The sequence below is a fragment of the Phascolarctobacterium sp. genome (assembly GCF_045124115.1).
Classification (GTDB): domain Bacteria; phylum Bacillota; class Negativicutes; order Acidaminococcales; family Acidaminococcaceae; genus Phascolarctobacterium_A.
Genome location: NZ_JBGVLF010000065.1, coordinates 66476 through 82639, shown reverse-complemented (window position 1 = coordinate 82639; position 16164 = coordinate 66476). Strand labels below are relative to the sequence as shown.

The following is a 16164-nucleotide window of genomic DNA, read 5'->3' as shown; positions in this document are numbered from 1 at the left end:
AATAATGAAAATTGGTATGGTCAGCTTGGGATGCCCCAAGAATCTGGTGGATTCTGAGGTTATGCTGGGCTTGATTCGTGATAAGCAATTGGAAATTACTAACGACCCGGCGGAAGCAGGGTTGATTATCGTCAATACCTGTGGCTTTATTGAAAGTGCGAAGGAAGAATCCATTAGCACAGTTTTGCAAATGGCAGAATACAAAAAAAGCGGCAGCTGCAAGTATTTGGTAATGACCGGTTGCTTGGCACAACGTTATGTGGACGAACTTTTTGAAAGTATGCCGGAAGTAGATGCTATTGTGGGTACTGACGCTTTCACTGACATTGGCTGGGTTATCGACCAAGTTATGGCAGGCAAACGCGTTAAGCACATGGAAAAATTGACAAGTAAAAATGTGGCAATGCCGCCGCGTATGCTGACTACTCCCAACTATATGGCTTATTTGAAGATTGCGGAAGGCTGTGATAACTGCTGCTCCTACTGCATTATTCCCCAACTGCGCGGTCCGTACACTTCCCGTCCCTATGACGAAGTAATGGCGGAGGCACGTGCTTTGGCGGATGCAGGTGTGAAAGAGTTGATTGTTGTTGCCCAAGACACTACTCGTTACGGCGAAGATTTGACAGGCAAGCTGCTTTTGCCCAAACTGCTCCATGACTTAAACGAGCTGGAAGGCATCGAATGGATTAGAGTCATGTATCTCTATCCTAACAACTTTACTGATGAGCTGATTGAGGCTTTTGCTACTTGTGATAAAGTTTGCAAATATATTGATATTCCCTTGCAACACGCCAGCGACACTTTGCTGGCAAGCATGAACCGCTACGATACCCGTGCTGAAGTGGAAGCGCTGTTAACCAAGCTGCGTACACGCATCCCCAGTATCACTATCCGCACTACCTTCATCGTAGGCTTCCCCGGTGAAACTGAAGATGATTTTGAGCAATTAAAAGATTTTGTTGAGCAGCAACGCTTTGAAAATGCCGGTGTTTTCCAATATTCCCAAGAGGAAAATACTGTAGCAGGCGCTATGGAAAACCAAATTGCACCGGAAATCAAGGAAAACCGCTACCATGAGCTGATGGCTTTGCAGGCAGGTATTTCCGAAGATATTCACAAGGAACGTGAAGACATGGTGCTGGATGTTTTGGTCGAAGGTTTTGACGAAGATAATCTTGCTTATGGACGCAGCGAGCATGAAGCTCCTGATATTGATGGCACCATCTTTATTGAAGGTGTGGAAGGTCTGCAGGTAGGCGATATAGTAAAAGTACGCATTCTGCAAGGCTTTACTTACGAAATGGTTGGAGAGCGGGCGTAAAAAATGAAAGTAGAAATAGTCACCACTGGAACTGAATTACTGCTTGGCGAAATAATCAACACCAATGTGCAGTATTTATCCCGTAAGCTGAACAGCATGGGCTTTGATGTGCTTTACCATACTACGGTTGGCGATAATCCTGAGCGCATGCGGGCAGTGTTGGAACAGGCCATGGCGCGGGCTGATATTATTATCACCAGTGGTGGCTTAGGCCCCACTCGTGGCGATATTACCAAAGAAACAGTAGCAGAGCTGTGCCAAGCGGAGTGCTACTTGGATTTGGACACTTGGGGGCGAATTGATGCCTACTTCCGTAAGAAAGGTCGCCTTTGCTCTGCCAATAATGAAAAACAGGCTTTAGTGCCTGTGGGGGCGGAAGTACTGCAAAACGAAGTTGGTACTGCTCCCGGACTGTGGCTGGAATACGCAGGCAAGCTTTTCATCCTGCTCCCCGGTCCTCCTTCCGAGCTGATGGATATGTGTGAAAAGCAGTTGTGGCCCCGCCTCTTGGAGCGTTTCGCCGATCAGGGAATCATCCTTTCCCGCACGTTGCATCTACGGGGTGTAGGCGAGTCCCTAGTGGCAGAAAAACTGGATGCTGTGATTATGGCGCAGACCAATCCCACCATTGCTCTTTATGCCCGTTATGGCGAAATTTTAGTACGCCTGACCGCTAAAGCAGCTAACCAAGACAAGGCAGTAGCTCTTTTGGATGCTTGCGAAGCGGAGGTACGCCAATATGTTGCAGAATATGTATATGGTGTTGATGATGACAGTGTGGCAGCCTGCTTAGGACGGGAGTTGTTGGCGCGGGGCAAAACCATTGCCTTTGCCGAATCATGTAGCGGCGGTTTGGCAAGCAGCCTAGTAACCGACGTCCCCGGTAGCAGCGCGTACCTTTTGGGCAGCGTTGTAACCTACACTAACATGGCGAAGATGAAACTGCTGAATGTGCAGGAAGAAACCTTGAACCGCTTTAGTGCGGTGAGCAGGGAAACTGCCTGCGAAATGGCAGTGGGCGTTCGCCGACTGCTGGGCAGCGACATGGGCGTCAGCATTACCGGCAACGCAGGGCCTGAGCCTAGCGAAGGCAAGCCTGTAGGCTTGGTGTATATTGCAGTTGCCCTGGAAGATGTGGTTTACTGCCAAGAGCATCATTTTTCATCTACCAGAACGGAAAATAAATTACGTATAGCTCAAACTGCCATTGGTATGGCGTTAGATAAACTTAAAGAAGAATAGATAGTGGAGGTAACGAATGACTACACAAAAAGAAATGTTTGGACAATTAGAATTAGATAAAAAAATCGTAACAGCTTTGACTGACATGGGCTTTGAAGAACCTTCTCCCATTCAGGCTGCTACCATTCCCCTTGTACTGGAAGGTAATGACGTTATTGGTCAAGCCCAAACCGGTACCGGTAAAACTGCAGCTTTTGGTATTCCCTTGGTGCAAGCTATCGATAACTTCAAGCACATTCAAGCTCTTGTTATGTGCCCGACTCGTGAGTTGGCAATCCAAGTTGCAGAAGAAATCGGCAAGATTGGCCGTGTACGCCGCGTACGTGCTCTGCCTGTTTACGGCGGTCAACCTATTGAACGCCAAATCCGTGCTTTGAAAAACAATGTGCAGATTGTTATCGGCACTCCCGGTCGTTTGATTGACCATATTAATCGTGGCACCATTAAATTGGATCACATTAAGTTCCTGGTTCTGGACGAAGCAGATGAAATGCTGGATATGGGCTTTGTTGATGATATTGAAGAAATCATGCGTTCCCTGCCCACCGAGCGTCAAACCTTGTTGTTCTCTGCAACTATGCCCCGTCCCATCTTGAGCCTGACCAAAAAATACATGAAGGCTCCCAAGAACGTAACTATTTCCAAGGAAGATTTGACTGTTCCTCTGATTGAACAATATTATTTTGAAACTAAGGATAAGGTTGAAGGCTTGTGTCGTCTGCTGGATGCAGAAATCGATGGCAAGCTGATTATCTTCTGCCGTACTAAAAAAGGAGTTGATGATTTGTCCATCGCGCTCAGCTCCCGTGGCTACATGGCTGAAGGTCTCCATGGCGATTTGAGCCAAAACCAACGTGACCGCGTAATGAAGAAATTCCGCGAAGGCGCTTGCGATATCTTGATTGCTACTGATGTTGCTGCCCGTGGTATCGATGTTGACAATATTACCCATGTTATCAACTTTGATATTCCGCAAGATCCGGAAAGCTATGTACACCGCATTGGTCGTACCGGTCGCGCAGGTAACACCGGTGTAGCCATGACCTTTATCACTCCCCGTGAGTTCCGTCAATTGAAGTTGATCGAGCGTACTGTAAAAACTAAAATCCAACGCCGTCAACTGCCTACAGCTGCCAATGTTATTGAGCGTCAACGCGACCAAATCATTAGCAAGATGCAGACCGTACTGGAGCTGAACGCATACCATGACTATATGCCCATTGCTGAAAGCCTGCTGGATGATTACAGCGCAGAAGAAGTTGCTGCAGCAGCTTTGAAATTGATGCAGGAAGGCATCAAGGCTTTGGAAGCTCCCCAAGAGGATGTGCTGAGCCACGATTTGCGCAACACCGGCGGTCGTCCCGGTATGGTACGCTTGTTTATGAACATCGGTCGCAGCCAAAAGATTATGGTAAAAGATATTGTCAGCACTATTGCTATTGAAGCTGACATTCCTGCCCGCGACATCGGTTTGATTAATATTTATGATAAATTTACCTTTGTAGAAGTACCTGAAGATGTGGCTGAAAAAGTTATTGGCGCTATGCACAAAAACTTCATCAAAGGCTACAGGGTAAATATTGAGCCTGCAAAAGTAAGAAAGTGAGATTATGGCGAAAGAAATCTACGGCAATCTGAAGGGTATCAGAAACTCCGTTATTGAAGAACTGAAAACCTTTTACGACCTGCGCTTGGAGTTCGGCCAGCTGGTGACAGCGGAGCTGGGCGCGCGGATGGCGGATGTTACGGATTTTATTAACCGCGAGGTGTCCGTGTATATCAGCCGTAGCGGCCAAGTGTTGGCTGTAGCGGTGGGGGATGACCAAAGCGTGGAGCTGCCCCCCATCGAAGGACGCCGCGGCAGCAGTCGTTTGAGCGGTGTGCGCTGCGTCCACACCCATCCCAACGGTAATCCCGCCCTTAGCGGTGTGGATATTTCCGCCTTAAAAAATAACCGCTTCGATGCTATGGTTGCCATTGGTGTGGCAGCACCTGATTTTACCCAAAGCACTTTGACTTTTGGGATGATTACAGGCATCGACCAAAATGAGCAGTACACTGTAGAATGCTATGGCCCTGCGACACTGGAGCAGGCGGAAGGCATTTTCTTCCCCAATCTGGCAGCTATGGTAGAGCGTATTTTGGACAAGCAAAGCGGTAGCGCCAGCCTTGCCCAAGGCACGGAACGTGCTATTTTAGTGGGCATGGAATATGGCGGTAGCAATACTTTGTGGACTGCAGAAGATTCTTTGGAAGAATTAAAGCAGTTGGCAGATACTGCAGGCGCAGAGGTTGTACAAAAATTTCTGCAGAAGCGTCCTAAGCCGGACCCTGCCTTCTTTATTGGCAGAGGCAAGGTGCAGGAGCTGGCACTGTATGTACAGCAGGAAAATATTGATTTGTGCATTTTTGATGATGAGCTTTCTCCTGCTCAACAGCGCAATATCGAACAGGCTATGGGCGTCCGTGTTTTGGACCGCACAGCTTTGATTCTTGACATTTTCGCTCAACGTGCCCGTACCAATGAAGGCAAGCTGCAGGTAGAATTGGCGCAGCTACAGTATATTTTGCCGCGTATTATGGGTAAAGGTTTGTCCCTCTCCCGTTTGGGCGGCGGCATCGGTACCCGCGGCCCCGGCGAAACTAAATTGGAAGTGGACCGCCGCCGTATCCGCGATCGTATAGCATATATTAAAGACTGCATCGGCAAAGTAAAGAGCGTTCGCAGTCTGCATCGAGCAGGACGTGCTAAAGCCAACGTGCCTACAGTAAGCTTAGTAGGCTATACTAACGCAGGCAAGTCCACTTTGCTCAATACTTTGACGAACTCCGATATTTATGCTCAGGACCAACTGTTTGCAACACTTGATCCCACAACCCGCCAATTAGACCTGCCCAATAAGCAGCAGGCTATTTTGACGGATACCGTTGGCTTTATCCAACGCTTGCCCCACCAGCTGGTAGCGGCTTTCCAATCTACTTTGGAGGAAGTTGTGGAAGCGGATGTCCTGCTCCACGTTATTGACGTCAGCCATGAGCTTTATAAAGAGCAGGCTGCCTCTGTGTACCAAGTGCTGGACGAACTGGGCGCTAAGGATAAAACCATTATTACAGTTTATAATAAGATTGATAAGCTGCCTCTCGATTCTGCCTTGCCTGCACGCTTGGCTAAGGAAGAAAACAGTATCTGCATCAGCGCTAAAGCAGGGATTAATTTAGACGCCTTGCTGGAGCTGATTGCTGAAAACCTGCAAATGAAGTCCGTAGAGGAAAGCTTCCTTATTCCCTACAGCGATTCTGCAGCTGTATCCCGTCTTCATGAGGCAGGTACAGTGCTGGAGCAGGAATATTTGGCGGAAGGCACTTTGTTGAAGGTGCGTCTGGAAGCAGAACAGGTCAGCGAATTTGAAAAATATATCAAGCATTGAAAGGTGAAGAGATTTGGTAGATTTTAACGCATTGGAGCAAGCAGCTTTAGCAGAGGTTGCCAAGCACACCCCTGAATTGGAAGCAGCTGCTCTGTACAATACGGAAAAAGTAATTACTGCTTTCCGTAACAATATGGTCAGCGATTATTATTTAAAACCCACTACAGGTTATGGTTACAGCGATGTAGGCCGTGACACTTTGGATTTGATTTACGCAGAATTGTTCAAAGCGGAGGCTGCCTTGGTGCGCTCCCAATTTGTCAGCGGTACCCATGCTTTAGCAGTGGCGCTTTTGGGCAACCTGCGTCCCGGCGACGAACTGTTGGCTGTAACCGGTGCTCCCTATGACACTATGCAGACCATCATCGGTTCTCCGGTGAAGACTCTCGGAAGTTTGGTTGATATGGGCGTAACTTATAAAGAACTGCCCATGACAGGGGACCATGTGGATTTGGAAGCAGTAAAGGCTGCTGTTACCGAAAAGACTACCATGATCCATATTCAACGCTCCTGCGGTTACAGCAGTGTGCGTAAAACCATTGATGTTGCCGAAATCGGTCGCATCTGTCAAGCTGCCAAGGAAGTAAATCCCAAGGTAATCTGCTTTGTAGATAACTGCTACGGCGAATTTATCGAAAAGCAGGAGCCAACTGAAGTTGGTGCTGACCTGATGGCAGGCTCTCTGATTAAAAACTTGGGCGGCGGTTTTGCACCTACCGGTGGTTATATCGTAGGCCGCAAGGATTTAGTAGAAAATGCTTCCTATCGTTTGACCGCTCCCGGTTTGGGCGGTGAAATGGGCGCTACTTTGGGCGACACTCAGCGTGAATTCTACCAAGGACTTTTCCTTGCTCCTCATGTTGTTGTGCAAGCTGTGAAAACAGCTATTTTTGCGGCTGCAGTTTTCAAAGGTCTGGGTTACGCTGTTAAGCCTTTGCCGGAAGAACGTCGCAGCGATATTATTCAAGCTATTACTTTGGAAAGCAAGCAACGTCTGTGCGACTTCTGCGTAGCTATTCAAAGCAATTCTCCTGTTGATGCCCATGTAGAGCCTGTTCCCAGTCCTCTGCCCGGTTATCAGGATGATATTATTATGGCAGCAGGTACCTTCGTACAAGGCGCATCTATCGAATTGAGCGCTGATGGCCCCTGCCGCGAACCTTTCAACGTCTTTTTCCAAGGCGGCTTGACCTTTGAACATGGTCGTTTGGCAATTATGGCCGCTGCTAAGAGAGTAGGTCCTAAGGCTTAACTCCATTGGGAGGTTGTTTAATGATGAATAATATGACTATTTGCAATTACATAGTCAGCTTGGCGGGATTAGTGATTGGCGCGTTGATTATGCAGGCTGCAGCTGTTTTTCCTATGGAATTTACGGAAAACGGCCCCGGACCCGGCTTCTGGCCCTTCAGTTTAGGCTTTGCCATGACAGTGTGTGCAGCAGTGCTTTTACTGTACACCTTTAGCAAGCGCTGTGATTTATCTGCGCAAAAGGTCAATCTGGCGACTGCTGCCAACAAGCGTGTCTACTTGATGATGGGGCTTGTAGTGCTGTTCTGCATTTTGATTAACCTGCTGGGGTTCTTCCCTGCAGCGGCGCTGTTGATTCCCGCGGTAATGGTACTCATGGATTATCATAATAAAAAAGGTATTGCTTTGACTACCATACTGACATTGCTCTTTATTTATCTGGTGTTTGGAATGCTCCTGCGGACGCAGCTGCCCCAATCCATATTCTTATCCTAGGAGGTTGCATAATGGGTGATATAATCAGTGCCTTAAATATGATTTTTGTGCCCCTGAACCTCTTGGGCTTGTTCTTTGGTGTTTTGGTGGGTATCGCCTTTGGCTGTATGCCAGGTCTGTCTGTTAATATGGGCTTGGCTTTGCTGTTTCCTTTGGCATTTACTTTCCATGGTATTGGCGGAATCTTGATGCTGCTGGGTATTTATTGTGGTGCTATTTATGGCGGCAGTATCAGCGCTATTTTGCTGAAGACTCCCGGTACGCCTGCTTCTGTGGCGACTACGCTGGATGGTTATCCCATGGCTACCAAAATGGGGCAGCCAGGTCGTGCATTGGGCCTGTCCACCATGGCCAGTACCTTCGGTGGCGTGTTCAGTACCATCTGCCTGATTTTGTTGGCACCCCAGTTGGCAAAGGTGGCGCTGCAGTTTAGCAAACCGGAATATTTTGCTTTGGCGATTTTTGGCCTCAGCATTATCACCAGCGTTTCTTCCGGCAGTGTTATCAAGGGCATTATGGGCGGTCTGTTTGGCTTGTTCCTGGCAACTGTGGGTATTGACAGTATGACGGGCGCTATCCGCTTTACTTTGGACACTACCTATCTTTTGGGCGGTGTATCCTTCATTCCTGTTTTGATCGGCGTATTTGCTTTTGCTCAGGTGTTGGGCAGCATTGAGGAATACTATCATAACGAGCGTAACGAGCAGCACATGCTTATTGACCGTGTACTGCCTTCCTTGGCAGATGTGAAACGTGTTCTGGGGACGCTGCTGCGTTCTTCCTTTATTGGTACCTTCATCGGCTGCGTGCCCGGTACCGGTGGTGATATTGCTTCCTTTGTTTCCTATGACCAAGCTAAGCGTTGGTCTAAACATGGCAGCAATTTCGGCAATGGCGAACCTGAAGGCATCGTTGCTTCCGAAGCCGGTAACAACGCTGTTTCCGGTGGTGCCTTTATCCCTGTACTCACTTTGGGCATCCCCGGTGACGGTGCGACTGCTATTATGATGGGTGCTTTGATGGTGCAGGGCTTGCAGCCCGGTCCGTTGCTGTTTGTAGAAAAGGCTCCGGATGTTTATGCAATTTTCATTGGTCTGCTTTTGGCAAACTTGATCATGGGTCTGATGGGCTTTAGCCTTATCCGCTTGTTCACTAAAGTTGTGAATGTGCCCATTCATATTCTATTGCCCATTATTGTTATGATGACCTTTGTTGGTACTTATTCCTACAACAACTCTATCAATGATGTTTATTTGATGGTTTTCAGTGGTTTTGTAGGTTATTTCCTTAATAAGCTGGGCTTCTCCATGTCCGCTATTATTATTGGTATAATTTTGGGCGGTATGGCGGAGCAGAACTTTGTTGGTTCTTTGATTATGAGCGATGGCAATTTCGCTATCTTCTACCAACGTCCGTTGTGCTTATTCTTCTTGGTTGCTGCAGCGCTGTCCTTGCTGTCCCCGGTATTTGGCAAGCTGTTCAAACGCAACAAGGCGTAAAGCTAACGCTTATATAACTGCATAAAAAATAAAGCTCTGACTCAAACTCAAGGTTCGTCCTCAAGCATGGTCAGAGCTTTTTTGATTAGAAGGGCATGTTATTAGTGAGTCCGCACGCACACCTGCTACTACCACCGGCAGCAAACTTCTTGTAGGGGACAACGATAAGGTGGTGTTGATCCTACGAACGTCAATGTTTGAACATCGCCCTTCTATAACAGCTGTTACAAGGATTTTCTCCTTGCAACTATAGTATAGTAAGATTTACGTCGATAAGCACGGAAAAAAGTTGCGAAGTGCAATGCTTTGTTATATTAGAATTGGTACTTTTTCTTTAACGCTTCCATTGCAGCTGGTCCATCAAGAAGCCTGTTGGAGTTAACGTCTTCTAAAGCTTCTATTAAAAGTTGAGCTTCGTTTATAATATAATTTTCTAGATTATCTTCTTGATAGGAAGCAATTTTGTCAATCATTATATTTCACCGCCTTTGGTATGGTATAATACTATTATATCACTCGTAACTATTAGTTATATAACAAAAACTTTCCAAGGAGGCTACCCATGAATCCAGAGCTTTGGCAGAAGTATCGTGCCCTGTACCTGCACATCCCTTTTTGTAGGCAGAAGTGTTTGTATTGCGATTTTGCGTCATATGCAGGCTATGGCGAGGCGCAGATGGCTGCCTATACGGAGGCAGTATGCCGTGAGGTCAGCCTCCGAGCGGAGGAAGCAGCAAACATGGCAGCTGACGCCACCATTTACTTTGGCGGTGGCACTCCCAGCGTGCTTCCCACCTCCTGCTTGGAGCGTTTGGTTGCAGGGCTCAAAGAGTACGGTTTTTGGCAGCAGCCTGCGGAGGCTACTATAGAAGTGAATCCTGGGACAGCAAACCTTGCTAAACTACAAGCTTTGCGCGCTATGGGCTTCGACCGCATTAGTTTTGGCGTACAAAGTTTGCAGGACGGCGAACTGCGTACTATTGGGCGTATCCACAGCGCTCAGCAGGCGTTGGAGGCGGTGGCGCTGGCGAAAGCGGCAGGCTTTGCTCGTATCAGCTGCGATTTAATCTACGGCTTGCCCGGACAGACCATGGCAAGTCTGCAGGATACTTTGGAGCGTTTGCTAGCTACAGGTATCGAACATGTTTCCGTCTACGGACTCATTGTAGAGGAAGGGACGCCGCTGGAGCGCCTTGTAGCGCAGGGCAAACTGCTGCTACCGGACGAAGACGTAGGGGCGGACATGTACGAAATGGTGCAGTCCTTCCTCAAGGATGCGGGCTTTGAACGCTACGAAATTTCTAACTATGCTAAAAATGGTCAGTATTCCCGCCATAATACTGTTTATTGGCAGTATCATCCATATATCGCCTTTGGCGCTGCAGCCTGCGGTTTTGACGGTCGTCGTCGCCGTACTGCGGTTGACACTGTGGATGATTATATAGAAGGAGTGGAGCAGCTAGAAAAATCTTCTTGGCGTAACAGTTCTTTATACACAGTGGAAGAGCTCAGCAATGAGGAACTGCTGCAGGAATTTATGTTCATGGGTTTGCGCCGCCGCGTAGGTGCGGACTTGGCGGAGGCACGCCAACGCTTTGGGATGGACGTGGCGGAGCGTTATAAAGAGCAGCTGGCGCCCTTGCTTGCCCAAGGCTTAGTGCAGTACAGTGCGGATGGCTCTCACCTGCAGCTAACAGAAAAAGGCATGGAGCTAGGCAATATAGTATTTGAGGCTTTTGTATGAGGCTGGGACAAAACCAGTCATAGTTGCCATATCCCTAGACGAATCATTGCGATTTTAGCTCATAAGTGCTTAGAATCACCGAAGTGAAGCGAAACGTATACGAACTTGTTTTGCGAACAAGATTGGCCACGAATCTTCGTTGTGATTCTGCACGAAATGAGCGTTAAGAAATCGCACGTGAGTCGGGATATGGCAACATGACCAAGCATGTCTCAGTCTTTTTATATGTGTCTAAAATTTTTCACAAAAAAGCTGTTGACAATATATATAGGTAGTGTTATTCTTATACCAAGATGTTAGCACTCTAGTAACACGAGTGCTAACAACGAAGCAAGCAAATTACAAGCTTACTTTAATGAGGTGGGAATATGTTAAATGATAGAAAGAAAAAAATTCTCCAGCTCATAATTGAGGATTATATTTCAACTGCCGAGCCTGTAGGCTCCAGAACCATTGCCCGCAAGTATGACTTAGGGCTGAGCCCCGCTACCATCCGTAACGAGATGAGTGATTTGGAGCTTTTAGGTTATTTGGAACAGCCCCACACTTCTGCAGGACGAATTCCTTCCGCACAAGCGTACCGCTTGTACGTGGATTCCCTCATTGAACCGGGTGCGTTGACCGATAACGACAGAGCTTTAATTAACGGCTGGTTTACTGAAAGGCGCAGGAGCATCGATGAAATCTTCCAGTCCACTGCGAAGATTCTCTCCCGTATGACTCAGAACGTGTCCATGGTTCTTGCCAACAAGGATGTTGGCGCTAGGTTCCGCTACATGAAGTTCCTGCCGCTGGATGAGCATCACGCCATCCTCTGCATCATCACCAATGACGGCAATGTGGACAATTGCGTAGTCGAAATTCCCTTGGGCATGCGGCCTGAGGAACTGGACTACTTGGCAGGACGTGTCAGCAGGATTTTGGAAGGCAGGGAATTAGCCAATATCAGTGAAGATTTGTTGGCGGCAGTACACACTGACATTGCCGAAGACAAGGTTCTCTTCACTTCTTTGGTACAGTCCATCCGCAAGCTGCGCAATAAGCATCAGGAACAAAAAGTTTTCTTGGGCGGAACCAAGCAGCTGTTGAATCAACCGGAATTCCGCGATGTGGACAGGGTCCGCAATCTGCTGGGCATCTTGGAAGAAGAGAGAGTTGTCCGCGACCTACTGAAGGCAGGGGAGGACAGCGGCTTGAAGGTTACCATCGGTAGCGAGAACAAGTTCTCCGGTATCCAAGACTGCAGTATGGTACAGGCAACCTACCGTTTGAACGGTCAGATTGTAGGCACTATGGCGGTGCTGGGACCAACCCGTATGGAGTACGGCAAGGTAATTTCCGTTATGGATTACCTACATAAATATTTGAAGACAATGTTTGAGCATGATAAATAGAAACTAAAGGAGGAAGCGCCTTGCAAGAGAATGATGTAAAGAACACCCAAGCTGAAGCAGAAGCTGCTGCAGCGAAAAACGAGCAGGCTGCTGCTGAAGAAAGTGCTGAGGCTAAGGCTGAAGCTGCAGAAGAAACTGCGGAAGCAGCGGAGGCAGCGCCGGAGCCCGATCCTAGGGATGCAAAAATTGAAGAACTAACTAATCGCTTGTTGCGTTTGCAGGCTGATTTTGAAAATTTCCGCCGCCGCACTGCTAGCGAAAAAGAACAGCTTTCCACCTTCGTTACTGCTAACGTGGTTGGCAATTTCTTGAAGGTATTGGATAATTTTGAACGTGCCGAAGCCAGCGCCGCTAAAACCGGTGATGCTGAAGGCATTATCAAAGGTTTGTCCATGATCCGCCGTCAGTTCGAAGAAGCATTCAAAACTTTGCACGTGGAAGAAATTCCCGCACAGGATGCTAAATTCGATCCCAAGTTCCATGAAGCCGTTATGCGCGGTCATAATCCGGAGCTGGATGACGAAATCATCGACATGGTTTTTGAAAAGGGCTACAAACTGGGCGATAAGGTTATCCGCCACAGCAAAGTCCGCGTAAACACTAACGAATAAAGCATAAGCTTTGTAAAATATGTAAATATCATCTATTGATTTAATCAGGAGGAATACAAAATGTCTAAAGTAATTGGTATTGACTTAGGTACTACTAACTCTGTTGTAGCTGTTATGGAAGGCGGCGAACCTACCGTTATTACTAACCAAGAAGGTTCTCGTCTGACTCCGTCCGTAGTTGGCTTTGCTAAAAACGGCGAGCGTCTGGTTGGTCAATTGGCAAAACGCCAAGCAGTTTCCAACCCGGATCGTACCATCAGCTCCATTAAACGTCACATGGGCGAAGGCAACTACCGCGTAACCATTGACGATAAGAAATATTCTCCGGAAGAAATTTCCGCAATGATTCTGCAAAAACTGAAAGCTGACGCTGAAGCTTATCTGGGCGAAAAAGTAACCCAAGCAGTTATTACTGTTCCTGCATACTTCTCTGACAGCCAACGTCAAGCAACTAAAGACGCAGGCCGCATTGCAGGCTTGGAAGTTCTGCGTATCGTAAACGAACCTACCGCAGCATCCCTGGCTTACGGCATCGATAAGACCGATGACCATACCATTATGGTATATGACCTGGGCGGCGGTACCTTCGACGTATCCATCCTGGATGTAGGCGACGGCGTATTCGAAGTAAAAGCAACCAACGGCGATACCCATCTGGGCGGCGATGATTTCGACCACAAGATCATGGATTGGATGGTTGAAGAATTCAAGAAACAAGAAGGCATTGACCTGTCCACCGACCGTATGGCAATGCAACGTCTGCGTGAAGCTGCAGAAAAAGCTAAAATCGAATTGTCCGGCGTAATGAGCACCAACATCAACCTGCCCTTCATTACCGCAGGTGCTGATGGCCCGAAACACTTGGATATGGATCTGACCCGTGCTAAATTCGAATCCATGACTGCAGATCTGGTTGAACGCACCATGGGTCCTGTTCGTCAAGCAATGAGCGATGCAGGCATGAGCGCTAGCGACATCTCTAAAGTTATCATGGTTGGCGGTTCTTCCCGTATCCCTGCTGTACAAGCAGCTATTAAGAAATTCATGGGCAAAGAGCCCTTCAAAGGCGTTAACCCGGACGAATGCGTTGCAGTAGGCGCTGCTATCCAAGCAGGCGTACTGAGCGGCGAAGAAGGCACCGGCAGCGTACTGCTGTTGGATGTAACTCCGTTGTCCTTGGGCATTGAAACTCTGGGCGGTGTATTCACTAAGATTATCGACCGTAACACCACCATTCCTACCAGCAAGAAGCAAGTATTCTCCACTGCAACTGATAATCAACCTTCCGTTGACATCCATGTACTGCAGGGCGAACGTGAAATGGCTGCCGACAACAAGACTCTGGGCCGTTTCGAACTGAGCGGTATTCCTGCTGCTCCCCGTGGAATTCCTAAAATCGAAGTTGCTTTCGATATCGATGCTAACGGCATTGTAAACGTAAGCGCTAAAGATTTGGGCACCGGCAAGGAACAAAAGATTACCATTACTTCTTCCGGCACCTTGGATAAGGACGAAGTAGATAGAATGGTTAAAGAAGCAGAAGCTAATGCTGAAGCAGATAAGAAACGTAAAGAAGGCGTTGAAGTTCGCAACCAAGCTGACAACATGGTATATCAAGCAGAAAAGACCATGAAGGACATGGAAGGCAAAGGCCATGACGATCTGATTGCTGATGTTAAAGCTGCAGTTGATACTTTGAAAGAAACCATGAAGGGTGAAGATCTGGATAAGATTAAGGCTGATACCGAAGCTTTGACCAAGCCTTTGTACAAGCTGAGCGAAGAACTCTACAAAGCAACCGAAGCTGAAAAGGGTGCTGCAGGTGCTCAAGGTGCTGCTGATGCAGGTTCCAAGAAAGCTGACGACGATGTAGTTGACGCTGAAGTTGTTGACGACAAGAAATAACATTTAAGGTTAGTGCCCATCTGCAGGATAACTGCACTTGGGCATTACCATTTCAATATGCAAGATATTAGGAGGCGCCTGTTTTGGCTAAGAAAGATTATTACGAGGTGCTTGGCGTAAATAAAAATGCTAGCGCTGATGAACTGAAAAAAGCATACCGTAAACTGGCCCTAAAATATCATCCTGACCGCAACAAGGGTAATGCAGAAGCAGAGGAAAAGTTTAAAGAGATCAATGAGGCTTACGGAGTACTTTCCGACGATACTAAGCGTCAACAGTACGATCAACTTGGTCCTGATGCTTTTGAACAAGCCCAACAAGGCGGCGGAGCCGGCGGCAACCCCTTTGGTGGTTTTGGTGGTGGCGGCTTCGGTGGCAGCGGTATGGAAGATATCTTTGATATGTTCTTTGGCGGCCAGGGCGGTCGTGGTGGACGCGGCGCTAACAACGGTCCTCAACGTGGTAGCGACCTGCGCTTTGATTTGGAAATCACTTTTGAGGAAGCAGCTTTCGGCGTAGAAAAGGAAATCAACCTGTATCGCGACGAAACCTGTGAACATTGTCATGGTAATGGTGCAGAACCCGGTTCCAAAGTGGAAACTTGTCCGGAGTGCCATGGTAGCGGCTATATCCGTTTCACCCAGAACACTATGTTTGGCCAGATGGTTAACGAGCGTCCTTGCTCTAAATGCCATGGTGAAGGCAAGATTATTTCCGAGCCGTGTAAGGAATGTCGCGGCAAAGGCACTGTGAAGAAGAACAAACACTTGAAGGTAAAGATTCCTGCAGGTGTGGATAATGGTTCCCGTCTGCGTGTGGCCGGCGAGGGCGAAGCAGGTGCTAAGGGCGGACCGAAGGGCGATTTGTACGTTTACCTGTATGTAAAGCAGCATAAGTTCTTCGACCGTGATGGCACGGACGTTCATTGCGAAATCCCCATTAACATCGTCCAAGCAACTTTGGGCGCAGAAATCGAAGTGCCTACTTTGGATGGCAAGGTAACTATGAAGGTTCCTGAAGGCACTCAGCCCGGTCGCACCCTGCGCTTGAAAGGCAAAGGTATTCCCAGCCTGCGTGGCGGTCAACGTGGTGACCAATTGGTACACATCAAGGTTGTTGTACCTACCAAGCTTAGTGAAAAGCAAAAAGAAGCTTTGCGTGCTTTTGAAAAGGTTGGCGGCAACGACATCAACCCGGAAGAAAAAAGCTTCTTGAACAAAATAAAGAATCTGTTTAAGTAAAACAGTAAAAGCGAAAGCGCTTAGCTGCTC

General features: G+C 47.7%; 13 protein-coding genes. 12 read left to right on the top strand and 1 reads right to left on the bottom strand.

The annotated features are described in order from the left end of the window. The first annotated feature begins 4 nt into the window (after positions 1-4). Genes rimO through ACJMM4_RS09575 form a run of 7 tightly spaced genes read left to right on the top strand, consistent with a single transcriptional unit; the run spans position 5 to position 9239 of the window. Positions 5-1324 carry a 30S ribosomal protein S12 methylthiotransferase RimO gene (gene rimO / locus ACJMM4_RS09605; RefSeq protein WP_405378428.1) on the top strand — a complete coding sequence of 440 codons (1320 nt, stop codon included), beginning with the start codon at positions 5-7 and terminating at the stop codon, positions 1322-1324. A 3-nt stretch (positions 1325-1327) separates the two neighbouring features. Next, positions 1328-2566: a competence/damage-inducible protein A gene (locus tag ACJMM4_RS09600; RefSeq protein WP_405378430.1), complete on the top strand. Its 1239-nt coding sequence runs from the start codon at positions 1328-1330 to the stop codon at positions 2564-2566. 16 nt (positions 2567-2582) lie between these two features. Further along, positions 2583-4172, top strand: coding sequence for a DEAD/DEAH box helicase (locus ACJMM4_RS09595; RefSeq protein ID WP_405378432.1), 1590 nt, complete (start codon positions 2583-2585; stop codon positions 4170-4172). A gap of 4 nt (positions 4173-4176) precedes the next feature. Further along, positions 4177-5994 (top strand): GTPase HflX, encoded by a 1818-nt coding sequence (gene hflX, locus ACJMM4_RS09590; protein ID WP_405384213.1) that lies wholly within the window; start codon positions 4177-4179, stop codon positions 5992-5994. A gap of 13 nt (positions 5995-6007) precedes the next feature. Beyond that, positions 6008-7246 (top strand): aminotransferase class I/II-fold pyridoxal phosphate-dependent enzyme, encoded by a 1239-nt coding sequence (locus ACJMM4_RS09585; RefSeq protein ID WP_405378436.1) that lies wholly within the window; start codon positions 6008-6010, stop codon positions 7244-7246. Positions 7247-7266: 20 nt separating this feature from the next. Next, positions 7267-7740 carry a tripartite tricarboxylate transporter TctB family protein gene (locus ACJMM4_RS09580; protein ID WP_405378438.1) on the top strand — a complete coding sequence of 158 codons (474 nt, stop codon included), beginning with the start codon at positions 7267-7269 and terminating at the stop codon, positions 7738-7740. Between the two features lie 11 nt (positions 7741-7751). Beyond that, positions 7752-9239 carry a tripartite tricarboxylate transporter permease gene (locus ACJMM4_RS09575; protein ID WP_405384211.1) on the top strand — a complete coding sequence of 496 codons (1488 nt, stop codon included), beginning with the start codon at positions 7752-7754 and terminating at the stop codon, positions 9237-9239. Between the two features lie 314 nt (positions 9240-9553). On the opposite strand, the gene ACJMM4_RS09570 is transcribed toward ACJMM4_RS09575, so the two are convergent. Continuing rightward, positions 9554-9712: a hypothetical protein gene (locus ACJMM4_RS09570; RefSeq protein WP_405378442.1), complete on the bottom strand. Its 159-nt coding sequence runs from the start codon at positions 9710-9712 to the stop codon at positions 9554-9556. Positions 9713-9801: 89 nt separating this feature from the next. Between ACJMM4_RS09570 and hemW the strand changes: the two genes are divergently transcribed. The 5 genes from hemW (at position 9802) to dnaJ (ending at position 16134) form a co-directional block, all read left to right on the top strand. Continuing rightward, entirely contained in the window at positions 9802-10983 is a 1182-nt protein-coding gene (gene hemW / locus ACJMM4_RS09565; protein ID WP_405378444.1) for a radical SAM family heme chaperone HemW, read from the top strand. A gap of 368 nt (positions 10984-11351) precedes the next feature. Continuing rightward, a complete protein-coding gene (hrcA, locus tag ACJMM4_RS09560) occupies positions 11352-12377 on the top strand; it encodes a heat-inducible transcriptional repressor HrcA (RefSeq protein WP_405378446.1) in 1026 nt (341 codons plus the stop codon). A gap of 20 nt (positions 12378-12397) precedes the next feature. Beyond that, on the top strand, positions 12398-12988 hold the full coding sequence (gene grpE / locus ACJMM4_RS09555) for a nucleotide exchange factor GrpE (protein WP_405378448.1): 591 nt from the start codon (positions 12398-12400) through the stop codon (positions 12986-12988). Positions 12989-13048: 60 nt separating this feature from the next. Further along, on the top strand, positions 13049-14893 hold the full coding sequence (gene dnaK, locus ACJMM4_RS09550) for a molecular chaperone DnaK (protein ID WP_405378450.1): 1845 nt from the start codon (positions 13049-13051) through the stop codon (positions 14891-14893). A gap of 83 nt (positions 14894-14976) precedes the next feature. After that, positions 14977-16134, top strand: coding sequence for a molecular chaperone DnaJ (gene dnaJ / locus ACJMM4_RS09545; protein ID WP_405378452.1), 1158 nt, complete (start codon positions 14977-14979; stop codon positions 16132-16134). Positions 16135-16164 lie beyond the last annotated feature (30 nt).